Consider the following 18,412-nt stretch of genomic DNA (forward strand, 5'->3'; position numbering starts at 1 on the left):
CGTCCGTCCGATCACGCCATGCCCTTTTTCCCGGCGCTGCCGCGCCCGCCACATCACAATGCCGGCCGACCGCCGCGGTCCTTGCGGCCATGACGCAGGTACCGGCCCTGTTCCCGTTGCTGCCCAGCGGCCTGTTCGGTCCGCTGGCGTCGCCCAACCGCGAACACTACTGGCTGCTGCTGTGCCGGCTGTTCGACGAGTTCTTCGGGCCCGACGCGCCGGTGCCGCCGAGCATGGGCTTCCAGCGCCGCGAGATCACCGCGGCACTGGAGCGCTACCTGCTGGCCGATGACCCGTGGGAAGACGAGGACGGCGAGACGCCGGACACGCCGCTGCCCGTGCGGGTGAACACGCTCTACGAGCGCTTCCGCAGCACCGGCTGGCTGCGGCAGGAGCGCATCGGCGCGCGCGAGATGGTCACCATGCCGCCGGTCGTGCACCAGTTCCTGTCGCTGCTGGTGGAGTTCGCCGAGCATGGCCCGACCTTCGTGTCGGCGAAGATGCGGTCGATCGAACACCAGTTGCAGCAGGTGGCCGACGGCAAGGCCTCCGGCGATGCGCTGGACGAGGCCGCCGACCAGGCACGGCGGCTGCTGGTGTCGCTGTCGTCGATGAGCCTGCAGGTCCGCGACCTGATGCCGGAACTGAGCAAGGCCGAGTCCACCGCGCAGTTCGCGCGGCAGTGGTTCGAACGCTACGTCAGCGAGTTCTTCATCGGCGACTACGCCGAGCTGCACACGGGCGACCACCCGTTGGCAAGACGCAGCGCCATCCTGTCGGTGGCGCAGCAGATCGAGAGCGGCGAGCGGCGCAGCGCGCTGCGGGCGTGGTATCGCGAACATGTCGGCGGTGGCGATGAAACGCGCGGCGACCAGCGGTTCGCACGCAGCCTGCGCCGGCTGCGCGAACTGGAGCGCATCGACGAGTACCTGGGCCGGCTGGACGACGACATCCGCCAGGCCAACCGGCGTGCGCTGGCCTTCCTCGACTACCGCCTGCGCGCGCCCGACAAACTGGACATCCTGTTGCGCCGCGCCTGCCGGGGCGTCCAGCACGCGCCGGAAGACGCGCTGCGGCTGCCGGTGGCGCCCGGCATGCTGATGGAAGCGAGCCGCCTGCGTGCGCCGCGGCAGAAACCGCAACCGATTCCGCGCAGCGCCAACGCCACCCAGCCGCCGACGCCCGAGCAACTGGCGCGGCTCAGCCTGCTGCGGCGGATGAAGCGCGCCCGGCTGGTCAACGCCGACGACATGGCGCGCTACGTCGGCACGCACCTGGACACCCACGACCAGGTCGCTTCCGAAGCGTTCTCCATCGCCAGCATCGAAGACCTGCGCGCCTACCAGACCCTGCTCACGCTCGCCCTGCGCAGCCACCGCATCGGCGGCCTGCGGCGCGAAGATCCGCTGGGCCGGCTGCTGCGCGGCTACCGCGTCGAGTTGCTGGACGCGGGCGGACGCGACGACAACGGCTACCTGCGCGCGCCACGCTTCGTCGTGCGCCGCGTCGGCCCGCCCTCACGGAAAACCGCATGAAACGCAGCTGGACCACGCTCAGCCAACTCTCCAACGGCGTCTACGCCGTACAGGATTTCGAACGCACCGCCTATCGCCTGGTGGTGGAACAGGTGCTGTACGCCAGCGACCGCAGCACGCGGCTGGCCTACCACCTGGTGGAGGACCACTACGACGACTTCGTCGCCGCGCTGGCGCCGCTGGGCATCCGCCTGGAGCGCAACGCGCACTACCGTTACGTGGTGGCGCTGCCCGCCCATGCCGAGGGCGTGCCGGTGACGCTGGCCGAAACCCTGTTGCTGCTCGTGCTGCGGCAGCGCTACGACGAGGCGATGCGGCAGGGCCTGGTGGAAGACGAAGGCGTCGTCACCGTCGAGCTGCCGGACCTGCAGGAGGCGTACCAGGCGCTCGCCGGGCGGCCCATGCCGGACGTCGGCACGCTGCGCGACCTGGCCCGCACGCTGAAGCGCTGGGGCACGTGCCGGCTGGTGGAATCCGAGCCGGACGACGCACAACCGTTCCACCTGCAGGTGCGGCCGGCCATCGTCGACATCGTCGGCGAGCAGTGGCTGCAACGGCTGGACCAGCACAACCGCGACGACGAAGGCGAGGCCGCGGACGGCGATGACGTCATGGAGGACGGCGATGCAGCAGCTTGAGCGCGTACACCTGGTGCAGTTCTTCCTGTTCGAGGCGCAGACGCTGGAACTGGATGCCACCACCGCCATCATCGCGCCCAACGGCGCGGGCAAGAGCGCGCTGCTGGATGCGCTGCAGATCGTGCTGCTGGGCGGCGACCGCAGCCGCATCCGCTTCAATGCGCAGGCCGGCGGCAGCCATCGCGCGCGCACCATCCGCGACTACTGCCTGGGCGTGTTCCGCAGCGGCGACGACGGGCGCAAGCGGCGCACCGCGACCACCTACATCTCGCTGGTGTTCCGCGACACCGACACCGGCGAAGCGCTGACGGCCGGCATCGCGCTGGGCGCTTCGGTGGACGAACCCGACCACCGCCTGCACGGGCTGTACCTGCTACCGGGCGTGGCGCTGGAACTGGCCGACCACGTGGAGCAGCTCAAGGGCAAGGAACTGCCGCTGGCCTGGACGACGTTCCGCGAGATGGCCTTGCGCCGCTGCAAGGCGGCCGGTGGCGCACCCGAGCTGCACACGGTGGCCGAACGCTTCGTCAAGGACCTGCTGCTGCGGCTGCGCGCCTCGCCGAGCGCCAATCCCGATATCAACGCGTATCGCAAGGCCTTCCTCAACGCGCTCAACCTGCAGCGCGTGGAAGACGTGGACCTGTTCGTGCGCACGCTGGTGGCCGAAGACCGGCCCACCGACATCGCCCGCTTCCGTGCCCTGCTGGAAAGCTTCCGCCAGATCCGCGACCGCATCGAACAGGTGCGCCAGCGCATCGACGCCGCCGAAGGCGTCGAACGCCAGTACGACCGCATCGCGGCGCAGGCGGTGCGCGCGGCGTCCTACCGCGCCCTGGCGGCGGAGTATGCGCGCGACCTGTACGGCGAGCAGTTGGAACAGGCCGAAGGCGCGGTGACCACGGCGGAGGATGCCCTGGCCGACACGCGCCGCCGTCTCGTCGATGCGCGCGCCGAGCGCGACACCCTGCGCGACGAGCAGGCTCGCGCCCAGGCCCGCCTGCAAGGCAGCGCCGGCTACGGCGAGCAGGCGCAACTGGACGAACTGGCCAGCCGCGACCGCGCACGCCTGGGCCAGTTGAACAGGGAACTGCTGCGCGAGATCGGCTTCGTGCGCGACCAGTTCCACCAGCTCGAGGCGCTCGTGCTGGCCGGTGTCGATGCCGGCGCCGTGCAGTCCGCGCGTGCCGACTGGGATGAGTGGCATGCGGCGTTGTCGGCGCTGGAGGACGGGGACGCCCTGCCGTGGACGCCGGAGGACCTGTTCGCGCGCGCCCGCCAGGCCCTTCGCGCAGCCGCGCCGTTGCGCGAGCAGGTCGACCAGCACGCACGGCAGGTGCACGCCGCGCACGACAAGGCCCGCGACGCGCTGGCCACCGCGCGCCAGAACCAGAAACGCCTGGCCGCCGGCCAGGCGGAACTGCACGCCGATACCGTGCGGCTGATGAGCTACCTGCGCGAGGCCGGCATCGATGCGCGCCCGGTCTGCGACCTGGTGCGCGTGACCGATGTCGCGTGGCAGCCGGCCATCGAAGCCTACCTGCGCAGCAACGTCGAAGCGCTGTTGATCCCTGCCGACGACGAGGAGCGCGCGGTCAAGCTGTACCGCAGCCTGTCGGGCGGGCGCTCGGTCTACGGCGTGAAACTGGCGCTGTCCAGCCAGGCGCGGGATGCGCGCGGCAAGGACGCGGCGGCCGGCAGCGTCGCCGCGCTGCTGGACGGCGTGAACGCCGATGCCCTGGCGTTCCTGCGCCGGCAACTCGGCGACCTGCGCTGCGTGGAGACCGAAGCCGACCTGGTGCGCAGCCGTCAGGGCCTGACGCGCGACGGCCTGCTCGCACGCGGCGGCAGCATCGAGCGCCTTCGCCTGCCTGCCGCCGGCGATCTGCGCATCGGTGCATCGGACAACCGCGCCCGCCTGCGCGTGCTGCACGAGGAAATCGAAAAAGCCGAGCGCGACGTGCGCGAGATCGAGCCGCACCTGCGCCGCGCCGACGACAGCCAGCGCGGACTCGCGCGGCTGGCCGACGCCGATGCAGTGGCGCAGGCGCTGCACGAACGCGCGCTCGAGCACCGCCAACTGGCCGGGCGCTACCGCACCGCGCAGGAAAGCCGCCTTGCCGCGCTGGACCCGGACCTGCTCCGTTTGTCGGAGGCACTGCGCGAACTGGGCGCACACCTCGGCGAGTGCGAGACGCGCACCGATGCGCTGGTCGGGCAGGAAGCCGTCGCGGTCACCGACCTGGAGCGCAGCCGCCGCCTGCTCGAAGGCCTGCGCCAGCAGGAGGAGTTGGTCGCCCGCCGCGCGGTGGAAGCCTTCAAGGATCCCGACGTCGATCCCAACCTGATCGAACGGCATCGCGACGAACTCGACGGGAAGGTCGAATCGCTGGAAGAACGCGGCAGGACCTGCGAGCGTCGTGCCGACGAGAGCGACCGGCAGCTCGCCAAGTTGCTGCCCGAGGCGTGGAGCGCACTGGCCCAGTACGCACGCGACCATGGACTGGGCGTGGACTTCGACGCCAGCGCCTGGCGGCCGGCGCTGGCGCTGCTGCGCCGTGAACTGACCCAGCTGCGCGATACCGACCTGGTGCGTTACGAGGGCGAAGCCCGCCAGGCGTACGACACCGCCGTGGAGACCTTCCGCGCCAGCGTGGCCGCCGCGCTCAACGACAACTTCATCCGCTTGCGCCAGCAGATCGCCACGCTCAACCGCACCCTGCGCAGCAGCCCGCCGTTCTCCAACAACGAGCGCTACCAGTTCCATTACGACGTGGTGCCGGAGTTCCGCGACCTGGAGCGCTTCATCCGGCGCGCGGTGGATGTCGGCGGCGAGGACACGCTGTTCGGCAGTGCCGGCGAGGTCCCGGCGGCCTTCCGCGAACTGATCGAAGACGGCGCGGCCGCGCGCACCGCGACATCGCCGCTGGACGACTACCGCCGCTTCTTCCGCTTCGAAGTGCAGATCCGGCAGGACGACACCGTGATCGGCACGCTCAGCGAACGCATGCGGTCCGGTTCCGGTGGCGAACACCGCGCGCCGCTGTACGTGATCGCCGGTGCGGCGCTGGCGGCGGCCTACGGCAAGAGCGAGGCGCAACCCGGCGGCATGGGGCTGATCCTGCTGGACGAGTTCGGCGACAAGATCGACGCGCAGAACGCGCGCGCCACCACCAACTACCTGCGCTCGCTCGGCCTGCAACTGGTACTGGCCGCGCCCGACACCGCGCAGGGCACGCTCAGCGGCGTGCTCGACAGCTACATCGAACTGTTCCGCGACGGCGACCTGCTGCAGGCCGAGCGGATCGAAGTGCAGGCGGCCGCACGCGCCCTGCTGCTCTCGGACCAGTTCGACCTGCACCCCGAGTTGCTGGCCGAGGAAACCGCACGCATCGAACGGCAGCAGGCGCCGGGGTGAGCGATGCGCGGCGCGTGCTGGAGCGGCTGCTGCGCAAGGGTGAGCGCGCCCGGCTGCGCGGCGACACCCCGCCCGCCTCGCTGCCGATGACCGAAGCCAGCGCGCGCGAGTATCTGGCGCTGCGCACGCTGGCCGAACGCGACACCTTCCATGCGCAGGTGGCCCTGGCCGAACGGGCCGGCGCGATTGCTGTGCAGCGCGACTCGCACCGCGGCGACGGCGAACGCCTGCTGCGCTTGACGGTGATCGACCTGGACGCCCTCGCGGACCACCTGGGCATCGCGCTGCTCGATGCCCGTGTCGGCGAAGCCGCCGACCTGCTGGCGCGGTGGCTGCCACAGTTCCCCGTGCTCGGCGAGGTGCTGGACGCCTGGCGGAACGACCGCAAGGTGCGCGGCCACGGCCCGGAAACGGCACCCGACCTGGCCGACGCCGCACACGCGGTACAGGCCCGCCTGGCCGACGCCGCCCACGAACGCATCCTGCGTCGCGAGAGCGCGAGGCTGTTCGCCGGTCGCGTGCAGGCCAGCAAGCGGCTGGAGCAGCTCACCCCCTGGCTGGACCTGCTGACCCGTGGCTCGTTGGCGACGGACGGCATGATCGAAAAGGAACATGTGTGGGCGTCGCTGGGCCTGCGCCGCGAACCGCAACCGCTGCTGATCGCCGGCAGCGGCACGCTGCTGTTGGATGAAGGAGTCGAGCTGCCCCTCGCCACGGCCTTCCTCGGCGTGCCCCTCGATGCCCTGCAAGGTGTCCGCACGACCGCCGCCTGCCTGCTCAGCGTGGAAAACCTGGCCAGCTTCCACGATGCGGCACGCGCGCCGGGCGCCGACCGCGCGCTGCTGCTCTACACCGGCGGCATGCCCTCGCCGGCCTGGCGGCGCGCCTACGCCCGCGTGCTGGACGCACTGCCCGCCGGGTTGCCGGTGTGGCATTGGGGCGACATCGACGAGGGCGGTTTCCGCATCGCCGCGGTGCTCGCGGAAACCGCGTCGGCGCGCGGACGCCGGCTGCAGCCCTGGCGCATGTCGCCGGCCACCGTGCAGAGGAACGGTAGCGAGGAGCACGTACCGCCTGCCACCGTCCTAACAGCCATGTGCCGCTGGGCCGAGCGCGCCGGCTGGCACGACGTTGCCGACGACCTCCGCGCCCGTCCGCTGTCGCTGGAACAGGAAGCCCTGCCCGCCGAACTGCCGCACGCCAACGAGGCCTCGCCATGACCTGCCGTGCGCGCATCCCAACGCTTGCGTGCCCCCGGGATTCGCGGCATCGTGCGCCCACCCATACGCACGCGTATCCACTGCCCGCATGACGTCGACCGCCGCTGCCACTGCCCCCTCGCCCTACCCGCACCTGTTCGCACCGCTGGACCTGGGCTTCACCACGCTGCGCAACCGCGTGCTGATGGGTTCGATGCATACGGGTCTGGAAGACCGGGCCAGGGATTTCCCGCGACTGGCGGCGTACTTCGCCGAGCGCGCGGCGGGTGGCGTCGGCCTGATCGTCACCGGCGGCTTCTCGCCGAATCTGGTGGGGTGGCTGAAGCCCTTCGGCGGCAAGCTGTCGTGGCCGTGGGAAGCGCGCCCGCACAAGTTCGTGACCCAGGCAGTGCACGAGCACGGTGCGAAGATCTGCGCGCAGCTGCTGCATGCCGGCCGCTACGGCTACCACCCGCTGACGGTGGCGCCGTCGAAGATCAAGGCGCCGATCAACCCCTTCACCCCGCACGCGCTGTCGGCCCGTGGCATCGAACGCCAGATCAACGCCTACGCCAACGCGGCGAGGCTGGCGCGCGACGCCGGTTACGACGGCGTCGAGATCATGGGTTCGGAAGGCTATTTCATCAACGAATTCACCGCCCCGCGCACCAACAAGCGCAATGACGCCTGGGGCGGCACGCCGGAGAAGCGCATGCGCTTCGCGGTGGAGATCGTCCGCCGCGTGCGCGAGGCGGTCGGTCCGGATTTCATCCTCATCTACCGGCTGTCGCTGATCGACCTGGTCGACGACGGCAACCAGTGGGAGGAGATCGTCGCGCAGGCCAAGGCCGTGGAAGCCGCCGGCGCCACGATCATCAATTCCGGCATCGGCTGGCACGAGGCGCGCGTGCCGACCATCGTCACCTCGGTGCCGCGGGCGGCCTTCGTCGACGTCACCGCCAAGCTCAAGCCACACGTGCGCGTGCCGCTGGTGGCGACCAACCGCATCAACATGCCGGACGTGGCCGAAGGCATCCTCGCCGCCGGCAAGGCCGACATGGTGTCGCTGGCCCGCCCGCTGCTGGCCGACCCGCAATGGACGGCCAAGGCGCGCGCCGGCACGCCGCAGGCGATCAACACCTGCATCGCCTGCAACCAGGCCTGCCTGGACCATGTGTTCGAGAACAAGCTCGCCAGCTGCCTGGTCAATCCGCGCGCCTGCCACGAGACCGACCTGTTCTATAAGAAGACGTTCACGCCGAAGACCATCGCCGTGGTCGGCGCCGGTCCGGCCGGGCTGGCCTGCGCGACCGTCGCCGCCGAGCGCGGCCACCGGGTGACGCTGTTCGATGCGGCCGACGAGATCGGCGGCCAGTTCAACTACGCCAAGCGGATCCCGGGCAAGGAAGAGTTCCACGAGACGCTGCGCTACTTCCGCCACCGGCTGGAGGAGACGCGGGTCGACGTGAAGCTGTCCTCGCCGGTGACCGCCGCCGACCTGGCCGGCTTCGACGAGGTCGTGCTGGCGACCGGCATCAGCCCGCGCAAGGTCGCCTTTCCCGGCGCCGACCACGCCAAGGTGGTCAGCTACGTGGACGTGCTGTCCGGTCGCGTCACCGTCGGCGCCCGCGCGGCACTGATCGGCGCGGGCGGCATCGGCTTCGACGTGGCCGAATACCTGACCCACGAAGGCCACTCGCCCTCGCTGGACCCGGGCCGCTGGATGGCCGAATGGGGCGTGGACCCGACCTTCGAGGCGCGCGGCAGCCTGGTGAAGCCGCAGCCGGAACCACCGGCGCGCGAGGTCTGGCTGCTGCAGCGCAGCCCCGGCAAGCCTGGCGCCCGCCTGGGCAAGACCAGCGGCTGGGTGCACCGGGCCACGCTGAAGGCCAAGCAGGTGACGATGCTGGGCGGCGTGGAGTACCTGGGCGTGGACGACGCCGGCCTGCGCATCAAGGTGGACGGCACGGAACAGCTGCTGCCGGTCGATCATGTGGTGGTCTGCGCCGGCCAGGAACCGCGTCGCGACCTGCAGGCCGACCTGGTCGCCGCCGGCAAGACGCCGCACCTCATCGGCGGCGCCGACGTGGCCGCGGAGCTGGACGCCAAGCGCGCGATCGACCAGGGAAGCCGGTTGGCAGCCGGCCTGTAGGCCCTCGGCCTCCCGCGCAGCCCGTACACCCGCGCAACCCGCTCTGTAGGAGCGCCCCATGGGCGCGATGCTTTTCACGCATCCCGCGCAAGAGCATCGCGCCCATGGGGCGCTCCTACAGGGGGTGACCGTGATCGTCGGGCGTCTTTTTTCGCGCTTGTCGCACCTCTTGCAGGCCTCGCCGGTGCGACATTGCTCACAGTTTCCAGCCAGACCGGCACCCCCGGCGTCAAGCCGGCCCGTTCAGGCCGAGTTGGGACTGCCCCCCCTACCTTGCGCCGACTTTCCGGCCCGCCGCCCAGTTCAGGCGGGCTGAGCCCGGTGCCCGGATCCCTCTGATCCGGCCTTGCCGGTCCCCGGGCAGCCCGTGTGAAGGCTGCCTCCCCATGACGCCCTGCCGCATGTCCCAGGTTTGCCGCTCCCATCGTGACGGGGGAGGCAGGGGTGCGGGAAAGACGGAGCAAGGAGTTCCCATGAAACTGGCCTGGATCCTATGGCTGTCGCAGATGTTGCCGCAGCCGGCCGCCGATTCGCTTTGCCTCAGCACCACCGTGTACCTGGAAGCCCGCGACCAGACCCTCCGCGGCCAGCAGGCCGTCGCCGAAGTCGCCCTGCGTCGTCGTGACAGCGGCCTGTGGGGCGACTCCGTCTGCTCCGTGGTGACCGCCCGCAAGCAGTTCGCCCCGACCATCGTCGGGCCGAACACCCGCCTGAAGAACCCGGACGCCTGGGCCAAGTCGGTCACCGTCGCCCTGAACGCCGAGCGCAACTGGGCCCTGCCGCCCGGCCAGCGCAAGGAGATCGTGCCGGGCGCCAGCCACTTCATGGCGCACCAGATCGCCAGCCCGAGTTGGCGCAACGCGTACCACGTGGCGACGATCGGCGATCACACGTTCCTGCGCGTGCAGAAACTCAAGCCCCGCTCCTGAAAACAGAAGCTTCCGAAAGCATGACGCCGCACGCGGCGCTCCTCCCACCGACGCCGAACCCGCATGGCACCTACTCCCCCTCTCCCGCTGGGAGAGGGCAAGGGGTGAGGGCGGACCGCCGCGATGCCCGCTCTTCGCGCACAGCACGATCCGTTGCGCCACGCATCACGCAGAAAGCAGTCAAGGCCCGCGATAATCGCGGGCCTTTTCCATTTCTCGGGGACACCGCATGAAGCTCTACACCAAGCCCGGCGCCTGCTCGACCGCCGACCACATCGCGCTGCAGTGGACCGGCCAACCGTTCGACGTGCAGGTGATGACGGCAGCGGAAATGAAGGAGCCCGCCTATCTGGCGATCAATCCCACCGGCGCCGTGCCGGCGATCGTCGATGGCGATTTCGTACTGACGCAGAACGCCGCGATCATGGGCTACATCGCCGACACCTATCCGCAGGCGCATCTGGCCGGCGACGGTTCGCCGCAGCAGCGCGCGCAGGCGGCGAAGTGGCTGGCCTTCGTCAATTCCGACGTGCATCCCGCCTTCCACCCGTTGTTCGGACCTTCGCGTTTCCTTGCCGACGAAACCAAGGCAGACGCCATCAAGGACGCCGCGCGCAAGCGCCTGCGCGGGCTGTTCGAAAGTGCGGAGAAGCAGCTGGAAGGCCGCGACTGGCTGGCAGGCTTCCGCAGCTATGCCGATCCCTATTTCTACATCACGCTGCGCTGGGCCGACCGCATGGGTGTCGACCTGTCGGGCCTGCCGAACATCGCCGCCTTCAAGCAGCGCATGGAAGCGGATAGCGGCGTGCAAGCGGCACTGAAGGCCGAAGGCCTGTCCTGACCGTCGCGACGGCGCGCGTCAGACCACCGACGCGCGCACGTCCTCCAGCCAGCGCGTGGCGAAGGTGTGGTCGCGCGCCTTCGTCAACGCGGTCGCCACGTCGGGCAGTAGCGCCACCAGTTCGTCTGCGTCGGCGCAACGCTCGACCTTGAGCTGCAGGAAGTAGCCCTTCAGGCCGATGTGCGAGCGGATGTCGTCGGTGATGCGCGCATACAGCAGGTTGTAGCGGTCGGCAGGGGTCTTGGTGGACGCCTGCAGCGCCTCGCCCGCTTTCGGGGCGGAGACGGCGGCGAGCACCCAGGCCGCGCCCGAGCGCCGCTCGATCAGGCCTTCGGCTTCAAGCTGCTGCAGGGCATCGTCGGGCGCGTGCAGCCCGCTCATCATCGTGCGCAGTTCGTCATCGTTGCGCTGGCCATCCACCAGCAACAGGATCGAACGCAGCGCAGCCGGCAACTTGCGCGTGCGCTGCTGGATCTCGTTGCGTCCGGCCTCGGTCTTGCACCACATGGTCTGCATGGCGTCCCCCGGCGCCGCGCGACGGGCCCCTCCCGACGGCTGCGACGCACCGCTAGCGGCCGTCAGTAGTACCGCGACAGACCCGTTGCGGGCTGCCACGCGGGTCACACAAACGACACGGGGCCGCCCGACCTTGGTCGAAACGGCCCCGTGGACACCTGTCGGCGCGGGTCAGCGCTGGTCCAGCGGAACGAATTCCAGATCCTCAGGCCCCGTGTAGTTGGCGCTGGGACGGATGATCTTGCCGTCGATGCGCTGCTCGATGACGTGCGCGCTCCAGCCGCTGGTGCGGGCGATCACGAACAGCGGTGTGAACATCGCCGTCGGCACGCCCATCATGTGGTAGCTGACCGCACTGAACCAGTCGAGGTTCGGGAACATCTTCTTGATGTCCCACATCACCGACTCCAGGCGCTCGGCGATGTCGTACATCTTCATGCTCGACTGCTCGGCGGAGAGCGCCTTCGCCACATTCTTGATGACATCGTTGCGCGGATCGCCGGTGGTATAGACCGGATGGCCGAAGCCGATCACCACTTCCTTGCGCTCGACGCGCGCCTTGATGTCGGCTTCCGCCTCGTCCGGCGTTTCGTAGCGCTTCTGCACTTCGAACGCGACTTCGTTCGCACCGCCATGCTTCGGGCCGCGCAGCGCGCCGATGCCGCCGGCGATGGCCGAATGCATGTCGCTGCCGGTGCCGGCGATGACACGGCAGGTGAAGGTGGACGCGTTGAACTCGTGCTCGGCGTACAGGATCAGCGAGGTATGCATCGCGCGCACCCAGCTCTCCTTCGGCGGCTCGCCATGCAGCAGGTGCAGGAAATGGCCGCCGATGGAGTCGTCGTCGGTCTCCACGTCGATGGCGCGACCGTTGTGGCTCCAGTGGTACCAGTACAGCAGCATCGAACCGAGCGAGGCCATCAGCTTGTCGGCGATGTCGCGCGCGCCGGGGTGGTTGTGGTCGTCCTTCTCCGGCGACACGCAGCCCAGGATCGACACGCCGGTGCGCATCACGTCCATCGGGTGCGCCGACGGCGGCAATTCCTCCAGCGCGGCCTTCACCGCGGCCGGGATGCCGCGCAGCGACTTCAGCTTGGCCTTGTAGCCGGCCAGCTCGGCACGGTTGGGCAGCTTGCCGTGCACCAGCAGGTAGGCGACTTCCTCGAATTCGCTGGTCGTGGCCAGGTCGAGGATGTCGTAGCCGCGGTAGTGCAGGTCGTTGCCGGTGCGGCCGACGGTGCACAGCGCGGTGTTGCCGGCGGCGGTGCCCGACAGGGCGACGGATTTCTTCGGCTTGAAGGGGACGCTCTCTGACATGTTCAACTCCTCATCGTGACTTGGAGCCCCTCTCCCACCGGGAGAGGGGTTGGGGTGAGGGTTCGGCGAAATCCGTGCAGCTCGAACATCGCTGGCTTCGCCGTACCCTCATCCGCCCTTCGGGCACCCCGTATCGAGTACGGGGCAGGCTCTTCTCCTGGAGGGAGAAGAGGTATTAGCTATTTCTTTGCGGAAAACAGGGTATCGAGCTTCTGCTCGAAGGCGTGGTAACCGATGCGGTCGTACAGCTCTTCGCGCGTCTGCATGGTGTCGACCACGTTCTGCTGGTGGCCGTCGCGGCGGATGGCTTCATAGACGTTCTCCGCCGCCTTGTTCATGGCGCGGAACGCCGACAGCGGATACAGCTGGATCGCCACGCCGACCGAGGCCAGTTCGTCGCGGGTGAACAGCGGCGTCTTGCCGAACTCGGTGATGTTGGCCAGCACCGGCACCTTCACCGCGTCGACGAAACGCCGGTAGGTGGGCAGGTCGTAGGCGGCCTCGGCGAAGATGCCGTCGGCGCCGGCCTCGACGCAGGCGATGGCGCGCTCGATGGCGGCATCGACGCCTTCGACCTGGATGGCGTCGGTGCGCGCGATCAGGAAGAAGTCCGGATCGGTCTTGGCATCGGCGGCGGCCTTGACGCGGTCGACCATCTCGCCGGCCGACACGATTTCCTTGCCCGGACGATGGCCGCAGCGCTTGGCGCCCACCTGGTCCTCGATGTGGCAGGCGGCGGCGCCGGCCTTGATCAGCGACTTCACCGTGCGCTCGATGTTGAACGCGCTGGGACCGAAGCCGGTGTCGATGTCGACCAACAGCGGCAGGTCGCAGACGTCGGTGATGCGGCGCACGTCGATCAGCACGTCTTCCAGCGTGTTGATGCCCAGATCGGGCAGGCCCAGGGAACCTGCGGCGACACCGCCACCGGACAGGTAGATCGCACGGTAGCCGGCGCGTTTGGCGAGCAGGGCATGGTTGGCATTGATGGCACCGATCACCTGCAACGGCGATTCGGCGGCGAGAGCGGCGCGGAATGTCGCGCCTGCGGAAACGGAACTCATGGGAACTCCTGTCGATCTGGCGCCCGGACGTGCCGGCCGCCGGAGGTGCGTGAAGGGTACGCCCCTCTTCGGGTCGCAAATCTGGCACCATCTTCAGGGTTGATCAATCTTGATCGAATCAATCAATATTTCCGCATGGCCTCCGCCACCGACCTGCTGACCGCCCGCGAGACCTGCCGCCTGCTCGGCATCAGCCAGGCCACGCTGTACGCCTATGTCAGCCGCGGACTGCTGGAGTCGCGCCCCGGCAAGGACCACCGCAGCCGCCTGTATCTGCTGCAGGACGTGGAACGGCTGGCGCAGCGCAAGCAGGTGGGTCGCGGCGCTGCTCGTGGCGCCGCGCAGAGCCTGGACCGCGGCCTGCCGGTACTGGAAACACGGATCTCGCTGATCCGTCCCGATGGCCCCTACTACCGTGGCCGATCCGCGATCGCGATGGTCCACGAAGGTGCCACGCTGGAAGACGTGGCCCGGCAGCTGTGGGATGGCGGCGCGGACGATCCGTTCGCCGTTCCTTCACTGGTGCAATGGCCCGCGGTCGTCGCGCCGCTCGCCTCCGACGCTTCGCTGCCGCCGCTGGAACGCGCGATGGCGGCGATCCCGCTGCTGGCGCTGGACGTACGCCACTCCTTCAGTTCCGCGCCGCGTGTGCGTCATGAGATCGCCGCCGGCCTGCTGCGCCACAACGCGGCGCTGCTGGTGGCGCGACCGCCTTCCGATGCACCCGTGCATCGCGTGCTCGCGCAGGCCTGGCATCCCGGCGACGACGGCTTTGCCGAACTGGTCCGCGCCGCGCTGGTGGTCTGCGCCGACCATGAGCTCAACGTGTCCGCATTCGCCGCGCGCGTGGTCGCCTCCACCGGCGCGCACCTGCATGCGACCGTGTGCAGTGGGCTGGCAGCACTGTCGGGGCCACGCCACGGCGGCGCCACCGCGCGCGCCTACGCGTTGATCGGCGATGCCAGCGAAGCACGCTCGCCGCGTGCCTTCATCGCGCAGCGCTGGCAGCGCGGCGACGACCTGCCCGGCTTCGGCCATGCGCTGTATCCGAACGGCGATCCGCGCGGCGCGGAACTGCTGGCACGCGCCCGCCTGCGCCATGCCGGCACCCGCGAGATGGCTGCGCTCGAAACATTGATCGCCGCCACCGAGGAGATCAGCGGCCTGCGTCCGAACATCGATTTCATGCTCGCCGCGATCTGCCATCTCAACCGTCTGCCGGCGACACCGGCGCTGGTGATGTTCGCGGCCGGCCGCCTCGCCGGCTGGCTGGCGCATGCGCTGGAACAGCAGGCACAGGGCCGTTTGATCCGACCGCGCGCGAGCTATACCGGCGTCACTCCGCCCGCCACATCGCCGTGATGCACTGGCCGCACGCGCCGACGTGCGTTTGACATCACTGGCGCATGCGGTGACCCTGCCATGGCCCGCTTCCTGCCGCTGCTGCAATGCGCCCTTCCCTGACTCTGTGCCTGCTGCTGACGATGATGACCCCCACCACCGTCGCCCATAACGCCGACAACCCGCATCCGCCGGCGACCGCGGAACGCGCCACCACGCCCATGCCTTCGCCCCCAGCGTGGTTGCCGGACCTCGATGCGCTGTACGACGCTCGGTTGCGCGTGGAGGGCCTGGAAGACCGCAGCTTCAACGCCGAGCATTGGTGGTCGATTGCAACGCCGCTGCTGGAGACGCGCCACGGATTCCGCGTCGATGAAATAGGCCGCAGCGTGGAGGACCGTCCGCTGCGCCACGTGCGCTGGGGAACCGGCAAGACGCCCGTGCTGCTGTGGTCGCAGATGCATGGCGACGAGAGCACGGCGTCGATGGCGCTGGCCGACCTGTTCCGCTTCCTGGGCGAGCACGCTGACCACCCCCTGGTGAAGCAGCTGCGGGCGAATACCACGCTGCACGTCTTCCCCATCGTCAATCCCGACGGTGCTGCGCGCTTCCAGCGCCGCAACGCGCAGGGCATCGACCTCAATCGCGATGCGCGCATGCTGGCCACGCCGGAAGCGCGCACGCTGAAAGCGCTGTTCGACCAAGTGAAGCCAAAGTACGGCTTCAACCTGCACGACCAGCGCGTGGGCTACCGCGCCGGCGATTCCGACCGCGGCACCGCCATCGCCCTGCTGTCGCCGCCGTACAACCATGCTGCCGACGTCAACGACGTGCGCACGCGTGCCATCGAAGTGGCCGGCGTGATCCGCACCGCACTGGAGCCGTATCTCGCCGGCCATATCGCGCGCTGGGACGAGGAGTTCGATCCGCGCGCGTTCGGCGACCTGACCACGCAGTGGGGCGCCAGCACGGTACTGATCGAGGCCGGCGGCATCGAGGGCGACGTGCAGAAGCAGCGCCTGCGCAAACTCTATTTCCTCGGCCTGGTAGCAGCACTGGACAGCATCGCCACCGGCAGTCATGCCGGCGTGTCGCCCGCCCTGTACCGCGACCTGCCTGAGAACGGCGACGTGTGGCCGGACCTGCTGGTGCGTGGCGCCACGCTGTCGGCCCCCGGGCATCCGCCACTGCGCGCCGACCTGCTGGTCAACTTCCGCAATCCGTTGACGGAGACCGATGGCGCCATCGCCGACGTCGGCGACCTCGGCACGAAGAAGGCGCGGCGCAGCATCGACGCACGGGGGCTGTTCATCGTGCCGATCGCGGGGCATGCAGGCGAACGCACGATTATCGAAGCCAATGACGACACCGATGAAGACGCACGGGCGCCATCGCCGCTCACGCCAGGCGCGAGCGCACACTTCGTGCTGAGTCGTGACCCGCAGGGTCGCGACGTGGTGTGGACGCTGGACGGCAGCGTGGATCCGGCGGCCCGTTCGCCGACGAAACGCTGAGGTTCAGCTGCCGACGTCGGGACCGCGCTGCAGCGCGCGCTTCACTTCTTCCAGCGCGTTCGGGTCGTCCAGCGTGGAAAGGTCGCCGGGATCCGCGCCCTGCGCCAGCGCCTGCAGCGAACGTCGCAGCAGCTTGCCCGAGCGTGTCTTCGGCAGCGCATTGACGATATAGACGCGCGCGGGACGCGCGACCGCACCCAGGCTCTGCTCCACCGTGCGACGCATGCCATCCGCCGCCTGCACACGCTCGTGCGGCTCCTCCGTCGCCTGGCGCAACGTGGCGAACACCACCGGCACCTGCCCCTTCAGTTCATCGGCGACGCCGATCACGGCCGCTTCCGCGACGGCGGCGAAACCCGACACCGACTCCTCGATCTCGCGCGTGCCCAGGCGATGGCCGGCGACGTTGATGACGTCGTCGGTGCGCCCGAGGATGAAGGTGTAGCCGTCCTCGTCGCGGATCGCCCAGTCCAGCGAGCTGTACAGCAGCTCCTTGAAGTGGCTGAAGTAGCTGGACAGGAAACGCGCATCGTCGTTCCAGATGGTCGTCATGCAGCCGGGCGGCAGCGGCGGCTGCATCACCAGCACGCCTTTCTGCCCCGGCCCGACCTCCTCGCCGGTGTTCTCGTCGATCACCTTCATCCTGTAGCCGAGGTTCGGGAAGCCGGGCGAACCGAAGCGCACCGGCTTCATGTCCAGTCCGGGCAGCAGCGTCAGCGCCGGCCAGCCGGTTTCGGTCTGCCAGTAATTGTCGATCACCGGCTTGCCGATCGCATCGGTGATCCAGTGCGCCGTCGGCTCGTCCAGCGGTTCGCCGGCAAGGAACAGGTATTTCAGTTCCGACAGGTCGTGCCGCTTGATGAAGTCGATGTCGTGCTTCTTCAGCACGCGCACCGCGGTCGGCGAGGAGAACATCGTGCGCACGCCGTACTGCTCGCACAGGGCCCACCAGATGCCGGCATCCGGAGTGATCGGCAGGCCTTCGTACAGCACCGACGTCGCCCCGACGATCAGCGGGCCGTAGACGTTGTACGAGTGGCCGACCGCCCAGCCGACGTCGGAGGTGGAGAACATCACCTGCCCCGGCCCGACGTCGAACACGGTCCGCATCGACAGCGCCATCGCCACCGCGTAGCCGCCGACATCGCGCTGCACGCCTTTCGGCTTGCCGGTGGTGCCGGAGGTGTAGAGCAGGTAGCTGGGCTCGTTCGACTCCAGCCATTCGATCGGCACGTCGGCATCGCCGACCTCGGCACGCAACGTGGCGTAGTCCTCGTCGCGGGTGGCGACCCTCGGCTCGGCAGGATCGAGTCCGCGCGACACGATCAGGACCTTCGGCGGCGGTGTGGTCGCCTTCGCGCAGGCCTCGTCGACCAGCGGCTTGTACGGAATGACCTTGCCGCCACGGCTGCCGGCATCGGCGGCGATCAGCAGCTTCGGTTGCGCGTCGTCGATGCGCAACGCCAGGTTGTGCGCGGCGAAGCCGCCGAACACCACCGAGTGCACCGCACCGATGCGCGCGCACGCCAGCATGGCGAACACCGCTTCGGCCATATTCGGCATGTAGATGACGACGCGGTCGCCGCGACCGACATCGAGTTTCATCAGCACGGCAGCGAACGCGTTCACCTCGCGATACAGCTCGCGATAGGTCAGTTCGCGGGTGACGTCGGTTTCGGTGGACACCGCCACCAGCGCCAACTGGTCGCCGCGCTCGTCGAGATGGCGGTCCACCGCGTTGTAGCAGAGGTTGGTCTGGCCGCCGACGAACCAACGGCGGAACGGCGGCGTCGAATAGTCCAGCACCTGCTGCGGCGGCACGTGCCAGTGGATCGCCTTCGCCTCCTCGCCCCAGAAGGCCTCGGGCTGCTCGATCGAGCGACGGTAGACGTCTTCGTAGGCCATGCGATCCTCCCGGGTGCGGCGCTGGGACCAGCATAGACCTCCGTAT

The 18,412-nt window shown here is 69.3% G+C and carries 12 protein-coding genes and 1 pseudogene; 9 read left to right on the forward strand and 4 right to left on the reverse strand.

Going from position 1 to position 18,412, the window contains the following annotated elements; genetic code table 11:
* Positions 1-89: 89 nt before the first annotated feature.
* The 7 genes from CSC78_RS11385 (at position 90) to CSC78_RS11415 (ending at position 10,709) form a co-directional block, all read left to right on the forward strand.
* On the forward strand, positions 90-1,535 hold the full coding sequence (locus tag CSC78_RS11385; protein WP_162338000.1) for a Wadjet anti-phage system protein JetA family protein: 1,446 nt from the start codon (positions 90-92) through the stop codon (positions 1,533-1,535).
* Entirely contained in the window at positions 1,532-2,173 is a 642-nt protein-coding gene (locus tag CSC78_RS11390) for a DUF4194 domain-containing protein (protein ID WP_162338001.1), read from the forward strand. Before CSC78_RS11385 ends, CSC78_RS11390 begins: the two co-directional genes overlap by 4 nt.
* Positions 2,160-5,588, forward strand: a complete 3,429-nt coding sequence (locus CSC78_RS11395) for an SbcC/MukB-like Walker B domain-containing protein (protein WP_162338002.1) — start codon at positions 2,160-2,162, stop codon at positions 5,586-5,588. The genes CSC78_RS11390 and CSC78_RS11395 overlap by 14 nt, the downstream gene beginning before the upstream one ends.
* Positions 5,585-6,808, forward strand: coding sequence for a Wadjet anti-phage system protein JetD domain-containing protein (locus CSC78_RS11400; RefSeq protein ID WP_162338003.1), 1,224 nt, complete (start codon positions 5,585-5,587; stop codon positions 6,806-6,808). The genes CSC78_RS11395 and CSC78_RS11400 overlap by 4 nt, the downstream gene beginning before the upstream one ends.
* 88 nt (positions 6,809-6,896) lie before the next feature.
* Positions 6,897-8,939, forward strand: coding sequence for an NADPH-dependent 2,4-dienoyl-CoA reductase (locus tag CSC78_RS11405; protein WP_162338004.1), 2,043 nt, complete (start codon positions 6,897-6,899; stop codon positions 8,937-8,939).
* A gap of 473 nt (positions 8,940-9,412) precedes the next feature.
* Complete coding sequence (locus CSC78_RS11410) at positions 9,413-9,868, forward strand: cell wall hydrolase (RefSeq protein WP_062352321.1); 456 nt, start codon at positions 9,413-9,415, stop codon at positions 9,866-9,868.
* 229 nt (positions 9,869-10,097) lie between these two features.
* The gene (locus CSC78_RS11415; protein ID WP_162338005.1) at positions 10,098-10,709 is read left to right on the forward strand and encodes a glutathione S-transferase family protein; all 612 of its coding nucleotides are present in this window, start codon (positions 10,098-10,100) and stop codon (positions 10,707-10,709) included.
* A gap of 18 nt (positions 10,710-10,727) precedes the next feature.
* On the opposite strand, the gene CSC78_RS11420 is transcribed toward CSC78_RS11415, so the two are convergent.
* The 3 genes from CSC78_RS11420 to prpB form a co-directional block, all read right to left on the reverse strand.
* A complete protein-coding gene (locus CSC78_RS11420; protein WP_162338006.1) occupies positions 10,728-11,225 on the reverse strand; it encodes a hypothetical protein in 498 nt (165 codons plus the stop codon).
* A gap of 171 nt (positions 11,226-11,396) precedes the next feature.
* Positions 11,397-12,542 (reverse strand): bifunctional 2-methylcitrate synthase/citrate synthase, encoded by a 1,146-nt coding sequence (gene prpC, locus CSC78_RS11425; protein ID WP_379608635.1) that lies wholly within the window; start codon positions 12,540-12,542, stop codon positions 11,397-11,399.
* A gap of 179 nt (positions 12,543-12,721) precedes the next feature.
* Positions 12,722-13,606 (reverse strand): methylisocitrate lyase, encoded by an 885-nt coding sequence (gene prpB / locus CSC78_RS11430; RefSeq protein WP_162338008.1) that lies wholly within the window; start codon positions 13,604-13,606, stop codon positions 12,722-12,724.
* Positions 13,607-13,741: 135 nt separating this feature from the next.
* Between prpB and CSC78_RS11435 the strand changes: the two genes are divergently transcribed.
* Together CSC78_RS11435 and CSC78_RS11440 are read left to right on the forward strand one after the other, a co-directional pair.
* On the forward strand, positions 13,742-14,968 hold the full coding sequence (locus CSC78_RS11435) for a citrate synthase family protein (RefSeq protein ID WP_162338009.1): 1,227 nt from the start codon (positions 13,742-13,744) through the stop codon (positions 14,966-14,968).
* A gap of 86 nt (positions 14,969-15,054) precedes the next feature.
* Complete coding sequence (locus CSC78_RS11440) at positions 15,055-16,461, forward strand: M14 family zinc carboxypeptidase (RefSeq protein ID WP_162338010.1); 1,407 nt, start codon at positions 15,055-15,057, stop codon at positions 16,459-16,461.
* 3 nt (positions 16,462-16,464) lie between these two features.
* Here the strand turns inward: CSC78_RS11440 and prpE are convergent.
* A pseudogene (prpE, locus tag CSC78_RS11445) lies at positions 16,465-18,372 on the reverse strand (propionate--CoA ligase); the annotation flags it as partial.
* Positions 18,373-18,412 lie beyond the last annotated feature (40 nt).

It is taken from the genome of Pseudoxanthomonas japonensis, from assembly GCF_010093445.1.
In the GTDB taxonomy this organism is placed as follows: domain Bacteria; phylum Pseudomonadota; class Gammaproteobacteria; order Xanthomonadales; family Xanthomonadaceae; genus Pseudoxanthomonas_A; species Pseudoxanthomonas_A japonensis.